Annotated in this window: 13 protein-coding genes; 3 read left to right on the top strand and 10 right to left on the bottom strand. The window is 74.1% G+C overall.

The features are described from left to right. Positions 1–188: 188 nt before the first annotated feature. Both ACQEU6_RS18120 and ACQEU6_RS18125 read left to right on the top strand, forming a co-directional pair. A complete protein-coding gene (locus ACQEU6_RS18120) occupies positions 189–1,409 on the top strand; it encodes an MFS transporter (RefSeq protein ID WP_499333388.1) in 1,221 nt (406 codons plus the stop codon). A 49-nt stretch (positions 1,410–1,458) separates the two neighbouring features. Continuing rightward, positions 1,459–3,258 carry a serine/threonine-protein kinase gene (locus ACQEU6_RS18125; protein ID WP_499333391.1) on the top strand — a complete coding sequence of 600 codons (1,800 nt, stop codon included), beginning with the start codon at positions 1,459–1,461 and terminating at the stop codon, positions 3,256–3,258. Positions 3,259–3,302: 44 nt separating this feature from the next. Here ACQEU6_RS18125 and ACQEU6_RS18130 read toward each other — a convergent pair whose 3' ends face one another. The 8 genes from ACQEU6_RS18130 to ACQEU6_RS18165 all read right to left on the bottom strand — a co-directional run bounded on the left by ACQEU6_RS18130 (position 3,303) and on the right by ACQEU6_RS18165 (position 12,166). Then, a complete protein-coding gene (locus ACQEU6_RS18130; protein WP_499333393.1) occupies positions 3,303–4,253 on the bottom strand; it encodes an electron transfer flavoprotein subunit alpha/FixB family protein in 951 nt (316 codons plus the stop codon). Between the two features lie 21 nt (positions 4,254–4,274). Continuing rightward, positions 4,275–5,054 (bottom strand): electron transfer flavoprotein subunit beta/FixA family protein, encoded by a 780-nt coding sequence (locus tag ACQEU6_RS18135; RefSeq protein ID WP_499333395.1) that lies wholly within the window; start codon positions 5,052–5,054, stop codon positions 4,275–4,277. Between the two features lie 275 nt (positions 5,055–5,329). Continuing rightward, positions 5,330–6,619 carry a hypothetical protein gene (locus ACQEU6_RS18140; RefSeq protein WP_499333398.1) on the bottom strand — a complete coding sequence of 430 codons (1,290 nt, stop codon included), beginning with the start codon at positions 6,617–6,619 and terminating at the stop codon, positions 5,330–5,332. Between the two features lie 61 nt (positions 6,620–6,680). Next, entirely contained in the window at positions 6,681–8,639 is a 1,959-nt protein-coding gene (locus ACQEU6_RS18145) for a serine/threonine-protein kinase (protein ID WP_499333400.1), read from the bottom strand. Between the two features lie 48 nt (positions 8,640–8,687). Further along, complete coding sequence (locus ACQEU6_RS18150) at positions 8,688–9,500, bottom strand: serine/threonine-protein kinase (protein WP_499333402.1); 813 nt, start codon at positions 9,498–9,500, stop codon at positions 8,688–8,690. Positions 9,501–9,543: 43 nt separating this feature from the next. Further along, the gene (locus ACQEU6_RS18155) at positions 9,544–10,494 is read right to left on the bottom strand and encodes an acyl-ACP desaturase (protein ID WP_499333405.1); all 951 of its coding nucleotides are present in this window, start codon (positions 10,492–10,494) and stop codon (positions 9,544–9,546) included. Positions 10,495–10,665: 171 nt separating this feature from the next. Next, complete coding sequence (locus ACQEU6_RS18160) at positions 10,666–11,433, bottom strand: SDR family NAD(P)-dependent oxidoreductase (protein WP_499333408.1); 768 nt, start codon at positions 11,431–11,433, stop codon at positions 10,666–10,668. Positions 11,434–11,500: 67 nt separating this feature from the next. After that, positions 11,501–12,166 (bottom strand): NADPH-dependent F420 reductase, encoded by a 666-nt coding sequence (locus ACQEU6_RS18165; RefSeq protein WP_499333410.1) that lies wholly within the window; start codon positions 12,164–12,166, stop codon positions 11,501–11,503. A gap of 82 nt (positions 12,167–12,248) precedes the next feature. On the opposite strand from ACQEU6_RS18165, the gene ACQEU6_RS18170 reads away from it, so the two are divergent. Beyond that, positions 12,249–12,635 carry a winged helix-turn-helix transcriptional regulator gene (locus ACQEU6_RS18170; protein ID WP_499333412.1) on the top strand — a complete coding sequence of 129 codons (387 nt, stop codon included), beginning with the start codon at positions 12,249–12,251 and terminating at the stop codon, positions 12,633–12,635. On the opposite strand, the gene ACQEU6_RS18175 is transcribed toward ACQEU6_RS18170, so the two are convergent. After that, positions 12,622–13,404, bottom strand: a complete 783-nt coding sequence (locus tag ACQEU6_RS18175) for an enoyl-CoA hydratase/isomerase family protein (RefSeq protein ID WP_499333414.1) — start codon at positions 13,402–13,404, stop codon at positions 12,622–12,624. The two genes, ACQEU6_RS18170 and ACQEU6_RS18175, sit on opposite strands and share 14 nt — an antisense overlap. Before the next feature lie 105 nt (positions 13,405–13,509). Continuing rightward, the gene (locus ACQEU6_RS18180; RefSeq protein WP_499333416.1) at positions 13,510–14,442 is read right to left on the bottom strand and encodes an intradiol ring-cleavage dioxygenase; all 933 of its coding nucleotides are present in this window, start codon (positions 14,440–14,442) and stop codon (positions 13,510–13,512) included. Positions 14,443–14,568: the final 126 nt, after the last annotated feature.

Raw genomic sequence — 14,568 nt, forward strand, 5'->3', positions numbered from 1 at the left:
CCTTCCGGACGTTCCGGACCCGCACGGGTTTGGAGCGTTCCATGACGCGCGTCACACCCGGACGCGCGTCATGCCGCCCGCTTCACACGACCCGCTTTGCACACGACCCGCTTCACAACGACCCGCTTCACAACGAAGACGCATGTCACGCCGGGGTGCGCCCCGCCGAGCCGAGAAAGAGGTGAACAATGCTGTTCCGTGCCCGTTCGGGGACGTTCCTGACCTTCGCGCTGGCCGGTCTGCTGACCGGAGTGTGGGTGGCGCGCATGCCCGCGCTGGCCGGCAAGTTCGGGACGAACGAGGGCGAGATCGGCATCGTCGTCCTCGTCTGGGGGCTCGGCGCGATCGCGGCCATGCAGGCGCTGCGCGGCGTGATGGCGCGGGCCGGCAGCCGCGGCGTCCTGCGGGTCGCCCTGCCGCTGACGGGACTGTCCTACGCGGCGGTGGCGCTCGCCCCCACCTACGGCGTGCTCCTCGGCGCCGTCGCGCTGTTCGGCATGACGTTCGGGATCACCGACATCGCGATGAACGCGCAGGGCAGCGTCGTCGAGCAGGCGTACCGCCGGTCCGTCATGAGCGGCATGCACGCCGGCTGGTGCGTCGGCGCGATGAGCGGTGGCCTGTTCGGCGTCGCCACGGCCGCGGCCGGCTTCGGGTTCACCGAGACCGTGCTGGTCACGGCGCTGCTGTCGGTGCCCGCCGGGCTCGCGCTCGGCCGCACCTACCTGCCCGACCCCGTCGCGCCCGCCGCGTCCGGGACGGGACGCGCCGCGCGCCGGCTGCCGCCCGCCGTCTACCTGATCGGCGCCCTCGCGTTCATCGCGTTCATGACCGAGGGGTCGATCGCCGACTGGAGCGGGCTGCTGCTGCACGACGAGCTCGGCGCGACCGAGGCCGTCGCCGCGGCGGGCTACCCGGTGTTCGAGCTGGCGATGCTGCTCGGGCGGCTCGTCGGCGACCGCGTCCGGATGCGGGTCGGCACCCGCCGGCTGCTGGTCGGCGCGGGCCTCGGCACCGCGGTGGGCATGACGGTCGTCGTGCTGGCGCCGGTCCCGGCGGTGGCGATCGCCGGGTTCTTCGTGACCGGGCTCGTGGTCTGCACGGTCGTCCCGACGACGATCTCGCTGGCGGGCTCCGCCGCCCCGGACCGCCCCGGCGCGGCCGTCGCCCAGGTCGGCGCGATGGGCTACGGCGGCCTGCTGCTCGGCCCGGTCGTGGTCGGCTTCCTGTCGGAGGCGACGTCCCTGCGGGTCGGCGTGAGCGTGGTCGTCGTGCTGGCGCTGCTGATCGCGGCGGGCGCCCGGTACGCGCCGCTGCGCACGACCGCGGACGTCTCCGTCCCCGCCCCGGCGGAGCCCGCGGAGGCTCCCGCGCCCGGCGACTCGCGGGCGGAACCGATCGCCGCCTGAGGCCGCCTTCCGATATAACCCCTTCCACGACGGTGTGTGTGGGGGCGGTATGGACGGATGGCGGGTTCCGGGCTACAGCGAGCTGCGGGTGCTCGGCGAGGGCGCGCAGGGTCGCGTCGTGCTCGCGCGGCACGACGCGACGGGACGCGCGGCGGCGATCAAGTATCTGGCGCGGTCCCTCGCCGGGGACGCGGGCTTCCGCGAGCGGTTCCGCGGCGAGGCCGACCTGCTCAGCCGGTTGCGCAACCCGTTCGTCGCCCAGCTGTTCGGGCTCGTCGAGTCGCCGGACGGCGCGGCGATCGTCATGGAGGCGGTGGACGGGGCGCCGCTGAAGGCGGTGCTCGCCGAGCGGGGGCCGCTGGCGCCCGAGGCCGCGCTGGCGGTGCTCAAGGGATCGCTGCTCGGCCTCGCCGCCGCGCACGGCCTCGGCATCGTCCACCGCGACTACAAGCCCGCGAACGTGATCGTGCGCGGCGACGGGCTGAGCAAGCTGATCGACTTCGGCATCGCGGTGGACGCGGGCGCGTCCGGGCGGTCGGGCACGCCCGTCTACATGGCCCCCGAGCAGTGGCGGAACGAGCCCGCCTCCCCCTCGACCGACGTGTACGCGGCGGCGTGCGTCTTCTACGAGTGCGTGACGGGACGCCGCCCGTACGCCGCCGGCGACCAGACCGAGCTGATGGACCGCCACCTCGCGGCCCCCATCCCGGCGCGGGACGTCCCGGGTCCGCTCCGCCCGCTGATCGAGCGCGGACTGGCGAAGAACCCGTGGGACCGTCCGATGGGCGCCGCCGCGTTCGTCTCCGAGCTGGAGTCGGTCGCGGCGGGCGCGTACGGGTCCGACTGGGAGGGGCGCGGCGTCCGCACGCTCGCGGGCGCCGCCGCCGCGCTGTCGGTGCTGTTCCCGCTGACCGCGCTCGGCCTCGGCTCGGGCGGCGCCGGCGCGGGGGCGGCCGGAGCGGCGGGCGCGGCCGGGGCGGCGGGGTCGGGCGGCGCCGTGGGGACGGGCGGCGCCGGCGCGGCGGGCGCTGCGGGCAAGGGCGTCATCGGCACGCTCGGCGCGAAGGGCGCCGCCGCGGTCGCGGGCGGGGCCGCCGCCGTGACCGTGGGCGGCGGGGCGGCGGTCTACGTCGCCACGGCGGATGACGCGCCCAAGCCGGTGACGGCGCGGCTGGTGGCGCTCAACGAGCCGCGCCAGGAGATCGGCGGCAGGATGACGTTCCAGGCGCAGGGGCAGATCGTACGGGTCACGGGCGGGGACGCCGGGCTCGCCCGGAAGATCAACCAGGCGCTGCGGGCGCCGCTCGAACAGCGCTGGGCCAAGATCCGGGGCGGCCTCGAGGACATCGGCCGCGGCTCCTACACCGACGTCTCCACGCCGAAGATCCTCATGCGGAACGACCGGCTGCTGTCGGTCTGGTACACCGTCGAGCTGCGCGGCGAGCGCGGGACGGGCTGGGACCAGTCCCAGGCGGCGACCGTCGACCTGCGGACCGGCGCGTCCTACCGGCCGCTCGACCTGTTCCGCGTCCCGACCGGGCAGGGCCTCGCACCGCTCGACGGCAAGATCAAGGCGACGCAGCCCGGCGGCGCCTACTGCGGCAGGGGCGGCGCGGGCGGCGCCGGCCTGCCGCAGGGCACCGACAACCCGTCCGCCTTCGTCACGTCGGGCGACGTCACCATGGCCCTGACCCCGGCGGGCCTGCGCGTGGCCTTCTACCTTTCGACCCTGGGATACGAGTCGGCGTGCGGCCAGCTCGACACCGTCCTGCCCTACGCCGAGATCGGCGACATGGTGAAGCCCGCGCTGCTCAGGGCCGTCCCGTACCCGTCGCCCGAGCGCTCCTGAACGGCTAAGGCCCGGCGACGGGACGTCGCCGGGCCCGCGCGAGATCACTTGCGCTTGCTGATCTCCTCGGTGAGCTGCGGCGCGACCTGGAACAGGTCGCCCACCACGCCGTAGTCGACGAGCTCGAAGATCGGCGCCTCGGGGTCCTTGTTGACCGCGATGATGGTCTTCGAGGTCTGCATGCCGGCCCGGTGCTGGATGGCGCCGGAGATGCCGACCGCGATGTACAGCTGCGGCGACACCGTCTTGCCGGTCTGGCCGACCTGGAACGAGTGCGGGTACCAGCCGGCGTCGGTCGCGGCGCGGGAGGCGCCGACGGCCGCGCCGAGCGAGTCGGCCAGCCCCTCGATGATCTTGAAGTTCTCGGCGCCGCCGACGCCGCGGCCGCCGGAGACCACGATCGCGGCCTCGGTCAGGTCCGGGCGCTCGCCCTTCTCCTGGACGACCTTCTCCACGATCCGGGCGCCCTTGTCGGCGTCCGAGAGCGTGACCGACACCTGCTCCTCGGCCGGGGTGGCCGGGGACGCCTCGGGGGCGACGGAGTTCGGCCGCACCGCGATGATCGGCGTGCCCGTCCTCACCCTGGCGTGCGCGATGATCGCGCCGCCGAAGATGGAGTGCTCGCCGACGAAGCCGTCGGCGACGTCCACGACGTCGGTGAGCACGCCGGAGCCGGTCTTGACGGCGAGGCGCCCCGCGATCTCCTTGCCCTCGCCGGTAGCGGCCACCAGGACCGCGGCCGGGGACTTCCCGCCCACGAGCTGGGCCAGCAGCGCGGCCTTCGGGGCGACGACGTAGGAGGTCAGCTCCTCGTCGGCGGCCACGTAGACCTTGCCGGCGCCGTACTCGGCGAGCCTGTCCCTGGCGTTCTCATAGCCCGGACCGACCCATACCGCGGCGGCCTCGCCGAGCCGGTTCGCCAGCGTCAGCAGTTCGAGCGTGACCTTCTTGACCTCACCGTCGACGTGGTCGACGAGGACGAGAATCTCGGCCATATCTGCAATCCCCTTCCTCGGTCAGACGAACTTCTTCGACGCGAGGAACTCGGCGATCTTCGCACCGCCGTCGCCCTCGTCGGTGACGATCTCGCCCTTCGCGCGCGGCGGCGCCTCGGCGAAGTCGACCACCTCGGTCGAGGCGTTCGCCAGGCCGACCCGGGACGCGTCGATGCCGGCGTCGCCGAGGCCGAGCGTCTCGACCGGCTTCTTCTTGGCCGCCATGATCCCCTTGAACGAGGGGTAGCGCGGCTCGTTGATCTTCTCCACGACGGACACGACCGCGGGCAGGGTGGCCTCGACCCGGTCGAAGCCGTAGTCGGTCTGCCGCTGCACCTTGATGGACGTGCCGTCGATCTCGACCTTGTTGGCGAGCGACAGCTGCGGGACGCCGAGGCGCTCGGCGAGCATCGCGGCGATCATGCCGGTGCGCGCGTCGGTGGACTCCGCGCCGAGGACGACCAGGTCGAACCCGGTGCGGCCGATCGCCTGCTCCAGCGCGTACGAGGTCTGCAGCGCGTCGGAGCCCGCGAGGCCGTCGTCGAGGAGGTGGACGGCCTTGTCGGCGCCCATCGCCAGCGACTTGCGGATGGAGTCGGTGGCCTTGCCAGGGCCCATGGTGAGGACGGTCACCTCGCCGCCGTGGGCCTCCTTGATGCGCAGCGCCTCTTCGATGGCGTACTCGCAGAGTTCGTTGATGACGCCGTCCGCCGCGGCGCGGTCGAGCGTGCTGTCATCTGACTTCAGCTTGCGCGGGCTCTCCGTATCGGGAACCTGCTTCACCAGGACGACGATGTTCATGGCCGGTGGCCGACCTCCCTGCACTCAGTTGGCCGCTGAGGTAAGCGGCAGAGGGGCGCCGCCCATGACGAGTCGACGCGGGCGTGCGCTTTCGCAGTCACAGCCTGCCAAACACCCGAACGTGCTTCGGAGCCGGGTCCCCGGTTCGGCCGTGCACGTCTATGTTACTCGCCGGTAGCCTGCTGGCAAATCCCAGTTCGTGAGACCTTGCCCACGTGCCCGGCGGGTTTGCGGTGCGTACCGCGTTCCGAAACGGACGTGCCGGACATCACGCCTCAAAATCTGTTGACGGCGTGCTGGAGGCGGTCCATGGAGCCCTCCAGCGTCCGCTGCAGTCCGTAGGTCGGGGAGAAGCTCGGCGTCATGGTCATCGCGCCGACGCCGACGAGCAGGCACAGCACGCCGAGGAGCACGACCGCGGCGGCGACGGCGCGCGGGCGCCGCGCCACCGGCAGGAACATCCGCTCCAGCTGGCGCCGCGGGGCGCTGACGCCCGGCGCGGTCCACAGCACCGCGGCCCCGGCCCCGGCGCCGAACGCGCAGGCCGTGAGCGAGTCCAGCTTCCCGCCGACCGCCGACGCCGCGGCGAGCCCGAGCGGGACGGCGACCGTGAACGCCGCCGCGTAGGGGACGGTCAGCAGCGTCCGCCCGAACGCCCACGCCCAGCCGCGCGCCGTCGTGCCCGCCACCCGCAGCAGCGTCACCGCGGCCAGCGTCAGGACGAGTCCCGCGATCGGCAGCATGATCACGATGCCCACGCCGGCCACCACCACCATCGCCGCGAGCAGCCGCGCCCAGCCCTGCGCCACCGCCGTCTCGTGCGCCGCCGCCTCCCGTTCGGGGGCGGGGCCCGGCGCGGCCGGGCGGACCGGGGAGGCGGGAGTCTCGGACGCCGGCGCCGGGGCGGCGGGAGGGACGACGGAGGCGGCCGGGAGCTCCAGGCGGGACGCGGCCTCCGCCAGCTCGGCCGCCGACGGGCGGGCGCCCGGGTCCGGATGCGAGGCGGCCGCCACCAGCGGGCGCAGGCCGGCGGGCAGGGCCTCGGCGGGCGCGTCCGGACGGCCGGTGGCGGCGAACGCCACCGTGGCCGCCCACGCGCGGACGTCGTCGCCGGCGTCGGCGCCCGCGGTCAGCGCGAAGTCGACGACGACCGGAGCCTCGTCCACGACCAGGACCGTCCCCGGCCCCAGCTCGCCGTGCGCCAGGCCGGTCCGGTGGATGGCGGCGAGCGCCTTGGCCAGCCCGAAGGCCATGCGGCGCAGCGCGTCCCCCGACATCGGCCCCCGCCCCTCGACCGTCTCGGCGAGCGCGCGCCCGGGGACGAACCGGAACACCACGTAGGGGCGCGGACCGCCGGCCTCGCCGTCCAGGACGTCCGCCACGTAGGGGCTGAGCACCTCGCGCATCAGCGGGACGTCGGGGGCGGCGCCCGGCGGCAGGAGCCGGATCGCCACGTCGCGGCCGTCGGGGCCCGCGGCGCGGTGGGCGCCGCCGGTCCCGCCGCCCAGCCTGGACAGCAGCCGGTACGGACCGATGTGCGCCTGGTGGCTCGTCTCACCGCTCATAATGGGTCGCCACCCTACCGACCGGAGAGGGGCCCGCGCCCCGTCGCCGGAGCGCCGCGCGTCACGTTCCGGGGATGTTCGCCACGAGGTCGTGGACGTCGGCGCGCAGGCTCTCCAGGTCCTGGCTCATCCCGTCCACCGGGGTGGTGTCGGGCGGCTGCCGCTGCGACAGCCCGACCAGCACCGCGGCGAAGATGCCGAGGATGAGGGCGCCGACGAGCGCGGCCTCCGCGCGCGGCAGCACCGCGCCCCAGACGCGGGCGAGCTGGCGGCGGGGCGCGCCGCTGCCCGGCGCGAGGCACAGCAGCCCGATCACCGCCATGGCGGTGTAGGCGATGGCCTTGGACGCGGTCATCTCCGGATTCGCGAAGATCAGCACGCCGAGCAGGATCAGCCCGGCGACGCCGCTGAGCGACGTCCACAGCACGGTCGACATCAGGGCGCCGGGCAGGTGCAGCGGCGTCCGGAACGCGGCGGCGACGGCGTCGCCCGAGCGCGGGCCCCGCCGCGTCTGCCGGCCCTCCATGCCCTTGGCCGCCTTGTCGCCCATCCGCAGCACGAACACCCCGGCGACGGTGACGCCGAGGGCGAGCAGCGGCGCGATGTGGGCGAACCCGAGCAGCGCCACCAGGACGATGAAGCTGAGCACCCGGTACCAGCCGTAGGGCTTGCGCCGCTCCTTGTCGCGCTCGGACCCGCCGGCCCGGTCGGGGCGGGCCTGGTCGGGACGCTCGTAGGGCCCGCGCTGGAGCGCGCCCTGCGGCGGCTGGGCCGGCGGGGGCTGGGTCGGCGGGGGCCCGTACTGCGACGGCGGATAGCCGCCCTGGTAGGGCCCCTGGCCCTGGGCGGCGGGCTGCCCGTAGCCGCGCTGCCCGTACTGCTCCCCCGCCTTGAACGGCGCGGGCCCGGGGGGCGGGACGGGCGGCGGCGCGGCGGGCGGCAGCTGGCCCACGAAGTCCTTCGGCTGCGCCGGGACGGGGGCGGGCGACGGGACGGGCGCGGGGACCGGCATCCCAGGCGTCGACGACGATGTGCCGGGCGACGGCGGGTCGTGCGGTGACGGCGTCGGCATCGAGAACTGCCGGGAGTGGTCGGCCGCCGGATCCTCCGGCCCCGCGGCCCCCAGCGCGCCGGCGGCGCCCGCGGCGCCGGCGGCCCCGGCCGCGCCCGCCGCCGGGTAGTGCCGGTCGACGCGCGTCTGGTCGGTGATGGTGGCTTCGAGATGGATGCGGCGCGTGAGCTGCACCAGGTTGACCGCCGTCGGGCGCTCCGCCGGGTGCCGCCCCATCGCCGACCGCAGCACGGGCAGCATCGCCTCGGGCACGCCGTCCAGGTCGGGCGTGCTCTGCATGATCTTGTAGAAGATCGACTCGAAGGTGCCGGAGCCGAAGGGCGGGCGGCCGGTCGCGGCGTAGGCGACCGTCCCGCCCCAGGCGTGCACGTCCGACGGCGGGCCCGCGTCCTCGCCCTCGATGATCTCCGGGGCGAGGTAGCCGGGGGTGCCGATGACCATGCCGGTCGCGGTCAGCCGGGTCGCGTCGGCGGCCTGCGCGATGCCGAAGTCGATCACGACGGGCTCGCCGTCCACGAGCATCACGTTGCCGGGCTTCATGTCGCGGTGCACGATCCCGGCGCCGTGGATCGCCGACAGCGCCGAGGCCAGCCCCACGCCGAGCCGCTGCAGCGCCGGCCCGTAGATCGGGCCGGACTCCTCGACGATCTCCTCCAGCGTGCGGCCGGGCACGTACTGGGTCACGATGTAGGGCTGGTCGGCGGTCACGTCGGCGTCGAGGATCTCGGCGACGTTCGGGCTGTGCACCCTGCGCATCGAGTCGACCTCGCGGGCCAGCCGGCGACGCGCCGTGGCGTCTCCCGCGACCGCGGGCCGCAGCACCTTGATGGCCACGTTGCGCCCCTCGGGGTCGGCGCCGAGGTAGACGACGCCCATGCCCCCTTCCCCCAGGGTCTGCTGGACGCTGTAGTGGCCGATACGGTCCCCGGACGTGACGGCTCCCTTCATCGTTTCCGAAACCTTACCCTTGCCCATCCTGTAGAGGAGATCCAGCCATCAGGCCGCCACCACCCCGTCCCCCTCGGCCGCGGCGGCCAGCGCCCCGGCGAACCAGCGCGCGGAAGGGCGCTGCGCCGGGTCGCGGCGGAGCGCCGCCCGCAGCAGCCCCGCCAGCGGTTCCGGCGCGCCGTCGAGGTCGGCCTGGCCGCGCAGGATCCTGAAGCACACCCCGTGCAGCGACCCGCGTCCGAACGGCGGGCGGCCCGTCGCCGCGTAGGCCACGGTCGACGCCCACGAGAACACGTCCGACGCGGTGGTGGCGCGCTCCCCCTCGATCAGCTCGGGCGCCAGGTAGGCGGGCGTCCCCACGACCATGCCGCGCCTGGTGATCTGCTCCGCGCCGGACTCGTGCGCGATCCCGAAGTCGATCAGCGTCGGCCGGTCGCCCAGCACGATGATGTTGCCGGGCGACACGTCGCGGTGCAGCACGCCCGCGTCATGGACGTCCCCGAGCGCCAGCGCCAGCCGCCGCGCGAACCGGGCGAGCCGGTCGCCGCGCAGCGGCCCGTACGCCGAGACGAGGTCGTTCAGCGGGCACCCCGGCACGTACTGCATGACCACGTGCGGCCGCCGCGCCGTGACGGCGCCGTCCAGCAGCCGGGCGACGTAGGCGCTGCGCACCCGCGCCTGCGCCCGCATCTCCCGGGCCAGCCGGCTGATCGCCTCCGGCTCCCCCGTGAGCTCCGGAACGAGCTCCTTGACCGCGACCTCGCGGCCGCCGGCGTCCATGGCCAGGTAGACCACCGCCGTGCTCCCCCGGCCGATCTCGTCCAGTAACCGATATCCGCCCAGTCGCCTGTGCGTCCCCATGCACCCTTTGACGCCGGAAAGCGGCCCTCAGGTTCCCGGTTCGTCAGCCCTTGCGCGCGGCCTGGCGGGCGCGGCGCTCTTCGCGGCGGGTCTCGAACTTGGTCGCGGAGGCGTCGAGATGCTCCAGGAACTCGGCGAGCTCCTCGCGGGCCTTCTCGCCGTCGCCGGTCAGGTCGGTGCGGTCGAAGACGCCCCACTTGCGCAGCACCGGGACGAGAACGTCGTCGTGGTGGAGCCGCAGGTCGTAGATGCCGGCGTTGGCGATGACGACCGACTTGCGCAGGAAGCCGTCGATGCTGTGGCCGGGCATCTGGAACGTCGTCACCACGTCGGTGATCGCCCGCATCGTCTCGTTCGGGGCGGCCTCCAGCGCGGCCCCCATCAGGTTCCGGTAGAAGATCATGTGGAGGTTCTCGTCGGCGGCGATGCGGCTCATCATCTGCTCGCAGACGGGGTCGCCGGACGCCTTGCCGGTGTTGCGGTGCGACACGCGGGTCGCGAGCTCCTGGAACGACACGTACGCCGTCCCGTGCAGGAACGAGTCGCCGTGGTCGGCCTCGTAGCCGGCCTCCATGTGGTGCATGCGGGCGCGCTCCAGCGCGACCGGGTCGACCGCGCGGCTCACGGTGAGGTAGTCGCGCAGGGCGATGCCGTGCCGGTTCTCCTCGGCGGTCCAGCGGTTCACCCACGTGCCCCAGGCGCCCTCACGGCCGAAGACCGTGGCGATGGCGCGGTGGTAGCCGGGCAGGTTGTCCTCGGTGAGCAGGTTGACGATCAGCGAGTCGCGCGCCTCGGGGGTCACCTTCGACTGCTCGATCGACCACGGCTCGCCGTTCAGCGGCCCGTCGAAGTCGCGGCCCTCGCTCCACGGGACGTACTGGTGCGGGAACCATTCCTTGGCCATCGACAGGTGCCGGTTCAGTTCCTGCTCGACCACCGGCTCGAGGTCGAGCATGAGGCCGGTCTGGGAGTTCTCTTCGGGGGTCAGGGACATGCGGTTCCTTCGCTGGACGAGGTCGTCTTTGCGGGCGCCAGCAGGCCGTTCACAACCTACTCAAGCGTAGGTTCGATCGTCGCGAGTCGGCGCGAGCCCCGTCAAGTCAGCACCGCGACAAGCAACGCGCGGGAACTTTTGTAGATCTGCGCGAATCGGCGTGACGTCTTGTCACCGCGTGTCGGCGGCCTGTTGCCACATGCGGTTCACGGCCGCCCTGAGCAGCGGTCTCGGAACGAGGCGCAGCGCCGGGAGCGCCGCCTTGTACTGCATGCCGGGAACGCACAGCGCGCGCCCGGCCGACACCGCCTCCAGGCCGGCCCGCGCCACGTCCTCGCGCCGCAGCCAGAGGAGGTTGGCCGGGACGTCGTCGTCGGTGCGGGTGAACCCCGGGCACAGCGCCGTCACGTGGACGCCCTTCCCCGAGACCTCCGAGTGCAGGCTCTCGGAGAAGGACGCCACGTACGCCTTCGTCGCCCCGTAGGTCGCGCTGCCGGGCGAGGGCGTGAAACCCGCCATCGACGCGACGTTCAGCACCCCGCCCCGGCCGCGCGCGACCATCCCGGGCAGCGCGGCGTGGGTGAGCCGCACGAGGGCGGCCACGTTCAGCTCGATCTGCGCCAGGTGGTCGTCCACCGGCAGTTCCGCGAACGCTCCAAAAGCGCCGTACCCGGCATTGTTGACCAGCAGCTCGACCGGCTCGGTGCGCAGCCGCCCCTCGACCTCGGCGCGCTGCGCGGGATCGGTGAGGTCGGCGGCGAGCACCTCCACGGCCACCCGGTACCGTTCGACGAGCTCGCGGGCCAGCCCGTCCAGGCGCTCGCTCCGGCGGGCCACGATCACCAGGTCGGCGCCGCGGCCGGCCAGGAGGCGGGCGAAGCTCTCGCCGATACCGCTGGACGCCCCCGTCACGAGCGCGGTCCGGTACGCATGTCGCATGGCGGCAGATGCTAGCGGCGGTTCTCCACACACCCCCACAGCACGCCCAAAAAACACAAATAACGTTTCAGCCCGCGAGTTCTGAGGTGCGCGCAGGGTCGCCCCCAGCGTACTCGGGCGGCGGCAGCATCGTGGACGGATCCTCGCCCGCCACCCACAACCCCACCAGGAACGCGGTCGCGGCCTCCAGGAGCCCGGCCCTCTCCAGGCTCCCGCCGTCCATCGGCACGCAGCCGAGGTCGCCGACCAGGCCGCGCACCACGGCGAGGGCCTCCTCGTCGTCCCCGCACAGCGGGACGCCCAGCGGACGCCCCGCGAACGCCGGGGGCGTCATCCGCCACACGCTCTCGTGGCAGGTGCTGAAGGCCTTGACGACCCGCGCGCCGGTGGCGTCGGCGATCCGCCGCGCCGCGGACGGGCCGCCCTCCGTCTTGAGCCGCTCGAACGGCGGCTCCATCGGGTTGGTGCAGTCGACCAGCACGCGCCCCTCCAGCGGCCCCGCCTCGCGCAGGACGTCCTGGACACCCTCGTGCCACACGGCGAGCAGCACCGCGTCCCCGAACTCCGCCGCCTCCCGCAGCGTGCCGCCGGCCGCGCCGTGCCCGATCCGGCCGGCCAGCGCGACCGCCTTCGCGGGCGTCCGCGCCCCGATCCGCACCTCGTGTCCCTTGCGCGCCCACTGCGTGGCGAGCGCGTCCGCCATGGCGCCCGCGCCGAGCACTCCGATCCGCATGATGTCCTCCCGTTCGTCTACCGTCGGTCGGGACGTTAGGCGGTCCGTTCCGCACCATCCGGTGCGTATCGGAAGGGGCAGGATGGCGGGCGAGACCATGGACGAGTACCAGTACATCGCCGACTGCCAGACGCGGCTCGGCCTCGACCTGCTGTCGGGCACCTGGACGGGCGTCGTGCTGTGGACGCTGCGGCACGGCCCGCTGCGTCCGGGCGAGATGCGGCAACGGATCGGCGGCATCAGCGACAAGGTGCTGACCGGGACGCTCCGCCGCCTCGAACGCGACGGCCTGGTCTGCCGCCGCCGCTACGCCGAGGCGCCCCCGCGCGTCGAGTACGGGCTGACCGCGCCGGGGCGCGGGATGCTCGAACCCCTCACCGCCCTCGGCCGCTGGACCGAGCGCTACGCCGACGAGGTGCTCGACGCGCGGGACCGCGCGCCCGGCGACGGTGAACTCAGCGGCCGGTGAACGTGGCCTTGCCCGGGCCCTCCTCCATGAAGCTCTTCATCCCGGCCGCCTGGTCCTCGGTGGCGAACAGCGCGGCGAACTGCGTCCGCTCGATCTCCAGCCCGGTGTCGAGGTCGGCCTCAAGGCCCCGGTCGATGGCCTGCTTGGCGGCGCGCAGCGCGATCGCGGGACCGCCGACGAACGTCGCCGCCCACTCCCTGGCCGCGGTGTAGACGGCGTCGTCCGGGACGACCCGGTCCACCAGGCCCATCGCGCGGGCCTCGTCCGCCGCGACGTGCCGTCCCGAGAAGATCAGGTCCTTGGCCCTCGACGGCCCGACGAGCCGCGCCAGCCGCTGCGTGCCGCCCGCGCCGGGGATGATGCCGAGCTGGATCTCCGGCTGGCCCACCTTCGCACCCTCGCCCGCCACGCGGAAGTCGGCGGTCAGCGCCACCTCCAGCCCGCCGCCGAGCGCGTACCCGGTGATCGCGGCGATCACCGGCTTGGGGATCGCGGCGAGCGCCTTGGCGAAGTCCTGCAGCAGCCGCGAGTGCCCCGCCGACATCTCCGCGTACGACATCGGGGCCATCTCCTTGATGTCCGCGCCCGCCGCGAACACCCGCTCGCCCCCGTACAGCACGACCGCGCCGACCGCCTCGTCCTGCGTCACCTGCCGGGCCGCGTCGATCAGCTCCCGCTGCATCTGGGCGTTGAGGGCGTTCATCTTCGGCCGGTCCAGCCTGATCGTCGCGACCCCGTCCTCGACCTCGACCCGTACGAACTCGCCCACGGCGACCCTCCCTGTGCAACCCGATGGCGGACGCCCCAGAGCCTAACGAGCGGGCCGCCGCGCGCCCGCCGCCGGGCGTCCCCGTCCGGCGGCGGGCCGGCGCGGTCAGGCGGGGCCGGGTGCGGCGGACGGGTCCACGCCCACCGTGATCGTGGCGAGCAGCCCGCGCTCGATCCGGCCGCGGTGCACCGGGCGGATCGTCAGCAGGCCCGAGCCCGCCTGCCGGTAGATGCCGTCCTCCTCCAGCTTCACCCGCGTGACCGTGTTGCTCCTGTACGGCTCCAGCGCGGCGACCTTCTCCGCCAGGTCCTCGGCGAAGAAGAACTGCCCGGTGTGGCTGACGTGCCCGCCCGTGTACGTCTTCTTCTCGGCGTCGACCTTGCCGCCGACGTGCACCTTCACGTGGATGTGCAGCGCCCGTCCCTGGTACCAGCCCGGGTAGATGGTCCGGAGCTCGGCGGTCCCGCGGCCGCCCGTGAGCTGGACGCCGCGCAGGAACGTCAGGTCGTTGTCGGGCTCGGCGTGCCCGCCGCCGCCGGGCGGCGGGCCGGTCGGCGTCCCCGTGGGCGGGGCGGTCGGGTCGCCGGTCGGCTGCGGCCCGCCCGGCAGCGTGTCGCCCTCGTAACCGGAGTACACGCCGCCGGCGTCGCAGTGCCAGATGTCCACGGCGGCGCGCTTGACCGGACGGCAGCCGGCGGTGGTGTCCACGACCGCGACCCGCAGGATCATCGGGACGCCCGGACGGTCCTCGGTGACGTCCCGGCGGAGCATCTCGTAGTCCAGGTAGTACGGGCCCTCGGTGGTCTCCGGGGACAGCACGCAGGCCGGTCCCGTCCCGCCCGAGACCTCCGCCACCGGGACGCCGGTCCTGCTCCGCGAGTCGTCCGCCAGGGCGACGCCGCCGGCGGCCGCGCCGACCGCGCCGAGCCCGGCGGCGCCCATCGTGGTGAGCGCCGCGCGGCGGCTCACCCCGCCCTGTCCTTTCGCCGCCTGTCCTTCCGCCGCCTGTCCTTCCGCCGCCTGTCCGTTCGCTGCCATCGGGAGCCTCCTCGTCACGTGGACAGTGATCTGGAGGGAGCCTCCTTGTGTCGAGTTAGAGGGGAATTTGACCAATATGAGAATTCTCTGAGTGACGGCTGTCAGGACGCGGGGGCGCGGGGGCGT

It is taken from the genome of Spirillospora sp. CA-108201 (assembly GCF_050936235.1).
GTDB lineage: Bacteria > Actinomycetota > Actinomycetes > Streptosporangiales > Streptosporangiaceae > Spirillospora.

Bases quoted from the DNA above. Each gene is read 5' to 3' on its own strand.
- ACQEU6_RS18145 (WP_499333400.1), bottom strand. From the start codon at position 8,639: ATGAAGGGAGCCGTCACGTCCGGGGACCGTATCGGCCACTACAGCGTC.
- ACQEU6_RS18130 (WP_499333393.1), bottom strand. From the start codon at position 4,253: ATGGCCGAGATTCTCGTCCTCGTCGACCACGTCGACGGTGAGGTCAAG.
- ACQEU6_RS18120 (WP_499333388.1), top strand. From the start codon at position 189: ATGCTGTTCCGTGCCCGTTCGGGGACGTTCCTGACCTTCGCGCTGGCC.
- ACQEU6_RS18165 (WP_499333410.1), bottom strand. From the start codon at position 12,166: ATGCGGATCGGAGTGCTCGGCGCGGGCGCCATGGCGGACGCGCTCGCC.
- ACQEU6_RS18125 (WP_499333391.1), top strand. From the start codon at position 1,459: ATGGACGGATGGCGGGTTCCGGGCTACAGCGAGCTGCGGGTGCTCGGC.
- ACQEU6_RS18170 (WP_499333412.1), top strand. From the start codon at position 12,249: ATGGCGGGCGAGACCATGGACGAGTACCAGTACATCGCCGACTGCCAG.
- ACQEU6_RS18135 (WP_499333395.1), bottom strand. From the start codon at position 5,054: ATGAACATCGTCGTCCTGGTGAAGCAGGTTCCCGATACGGAGAGCCCG.
- ACQEU6_RS18155 (WP_499333405.1), bottom strand. From the start codon at position 10,494: ATGTCCCTGACCCCCGAAGAGAACTCCCAGACCGGCCTCATGCTCGAC.
- ACQEU6_RS18150 (WP_499333402.1), bottom strand. From the start codon at position 9,500: ATGGGGACGCACAGGCGACTGGGCGGATATCGGTTACTGGACGAGATC.
- ACQEU6_RS18180 (WP_499333416.1), bottom strand. From the start codon at position 14,442: ATGGCAGCGAACGGACAGGCGGCGGAAGGACAGGCGGCGGAAGGACAG.
- ACQEU6_RS18140 (WP_499333398.1), bottom strand. From the start codon at position 6,619: ATGAGCGGTGAGACGAGCCACCAGGCGCACATCGGTCCGTACCGGCTG.
- ACQEU6_RS18160 (WP_499333408.1), bottom strand. From the start codon at position 11,433: ATGCGACATGCGTACCGGACCGCGCTCGTGACGGGGGCGTCCAGCGGT.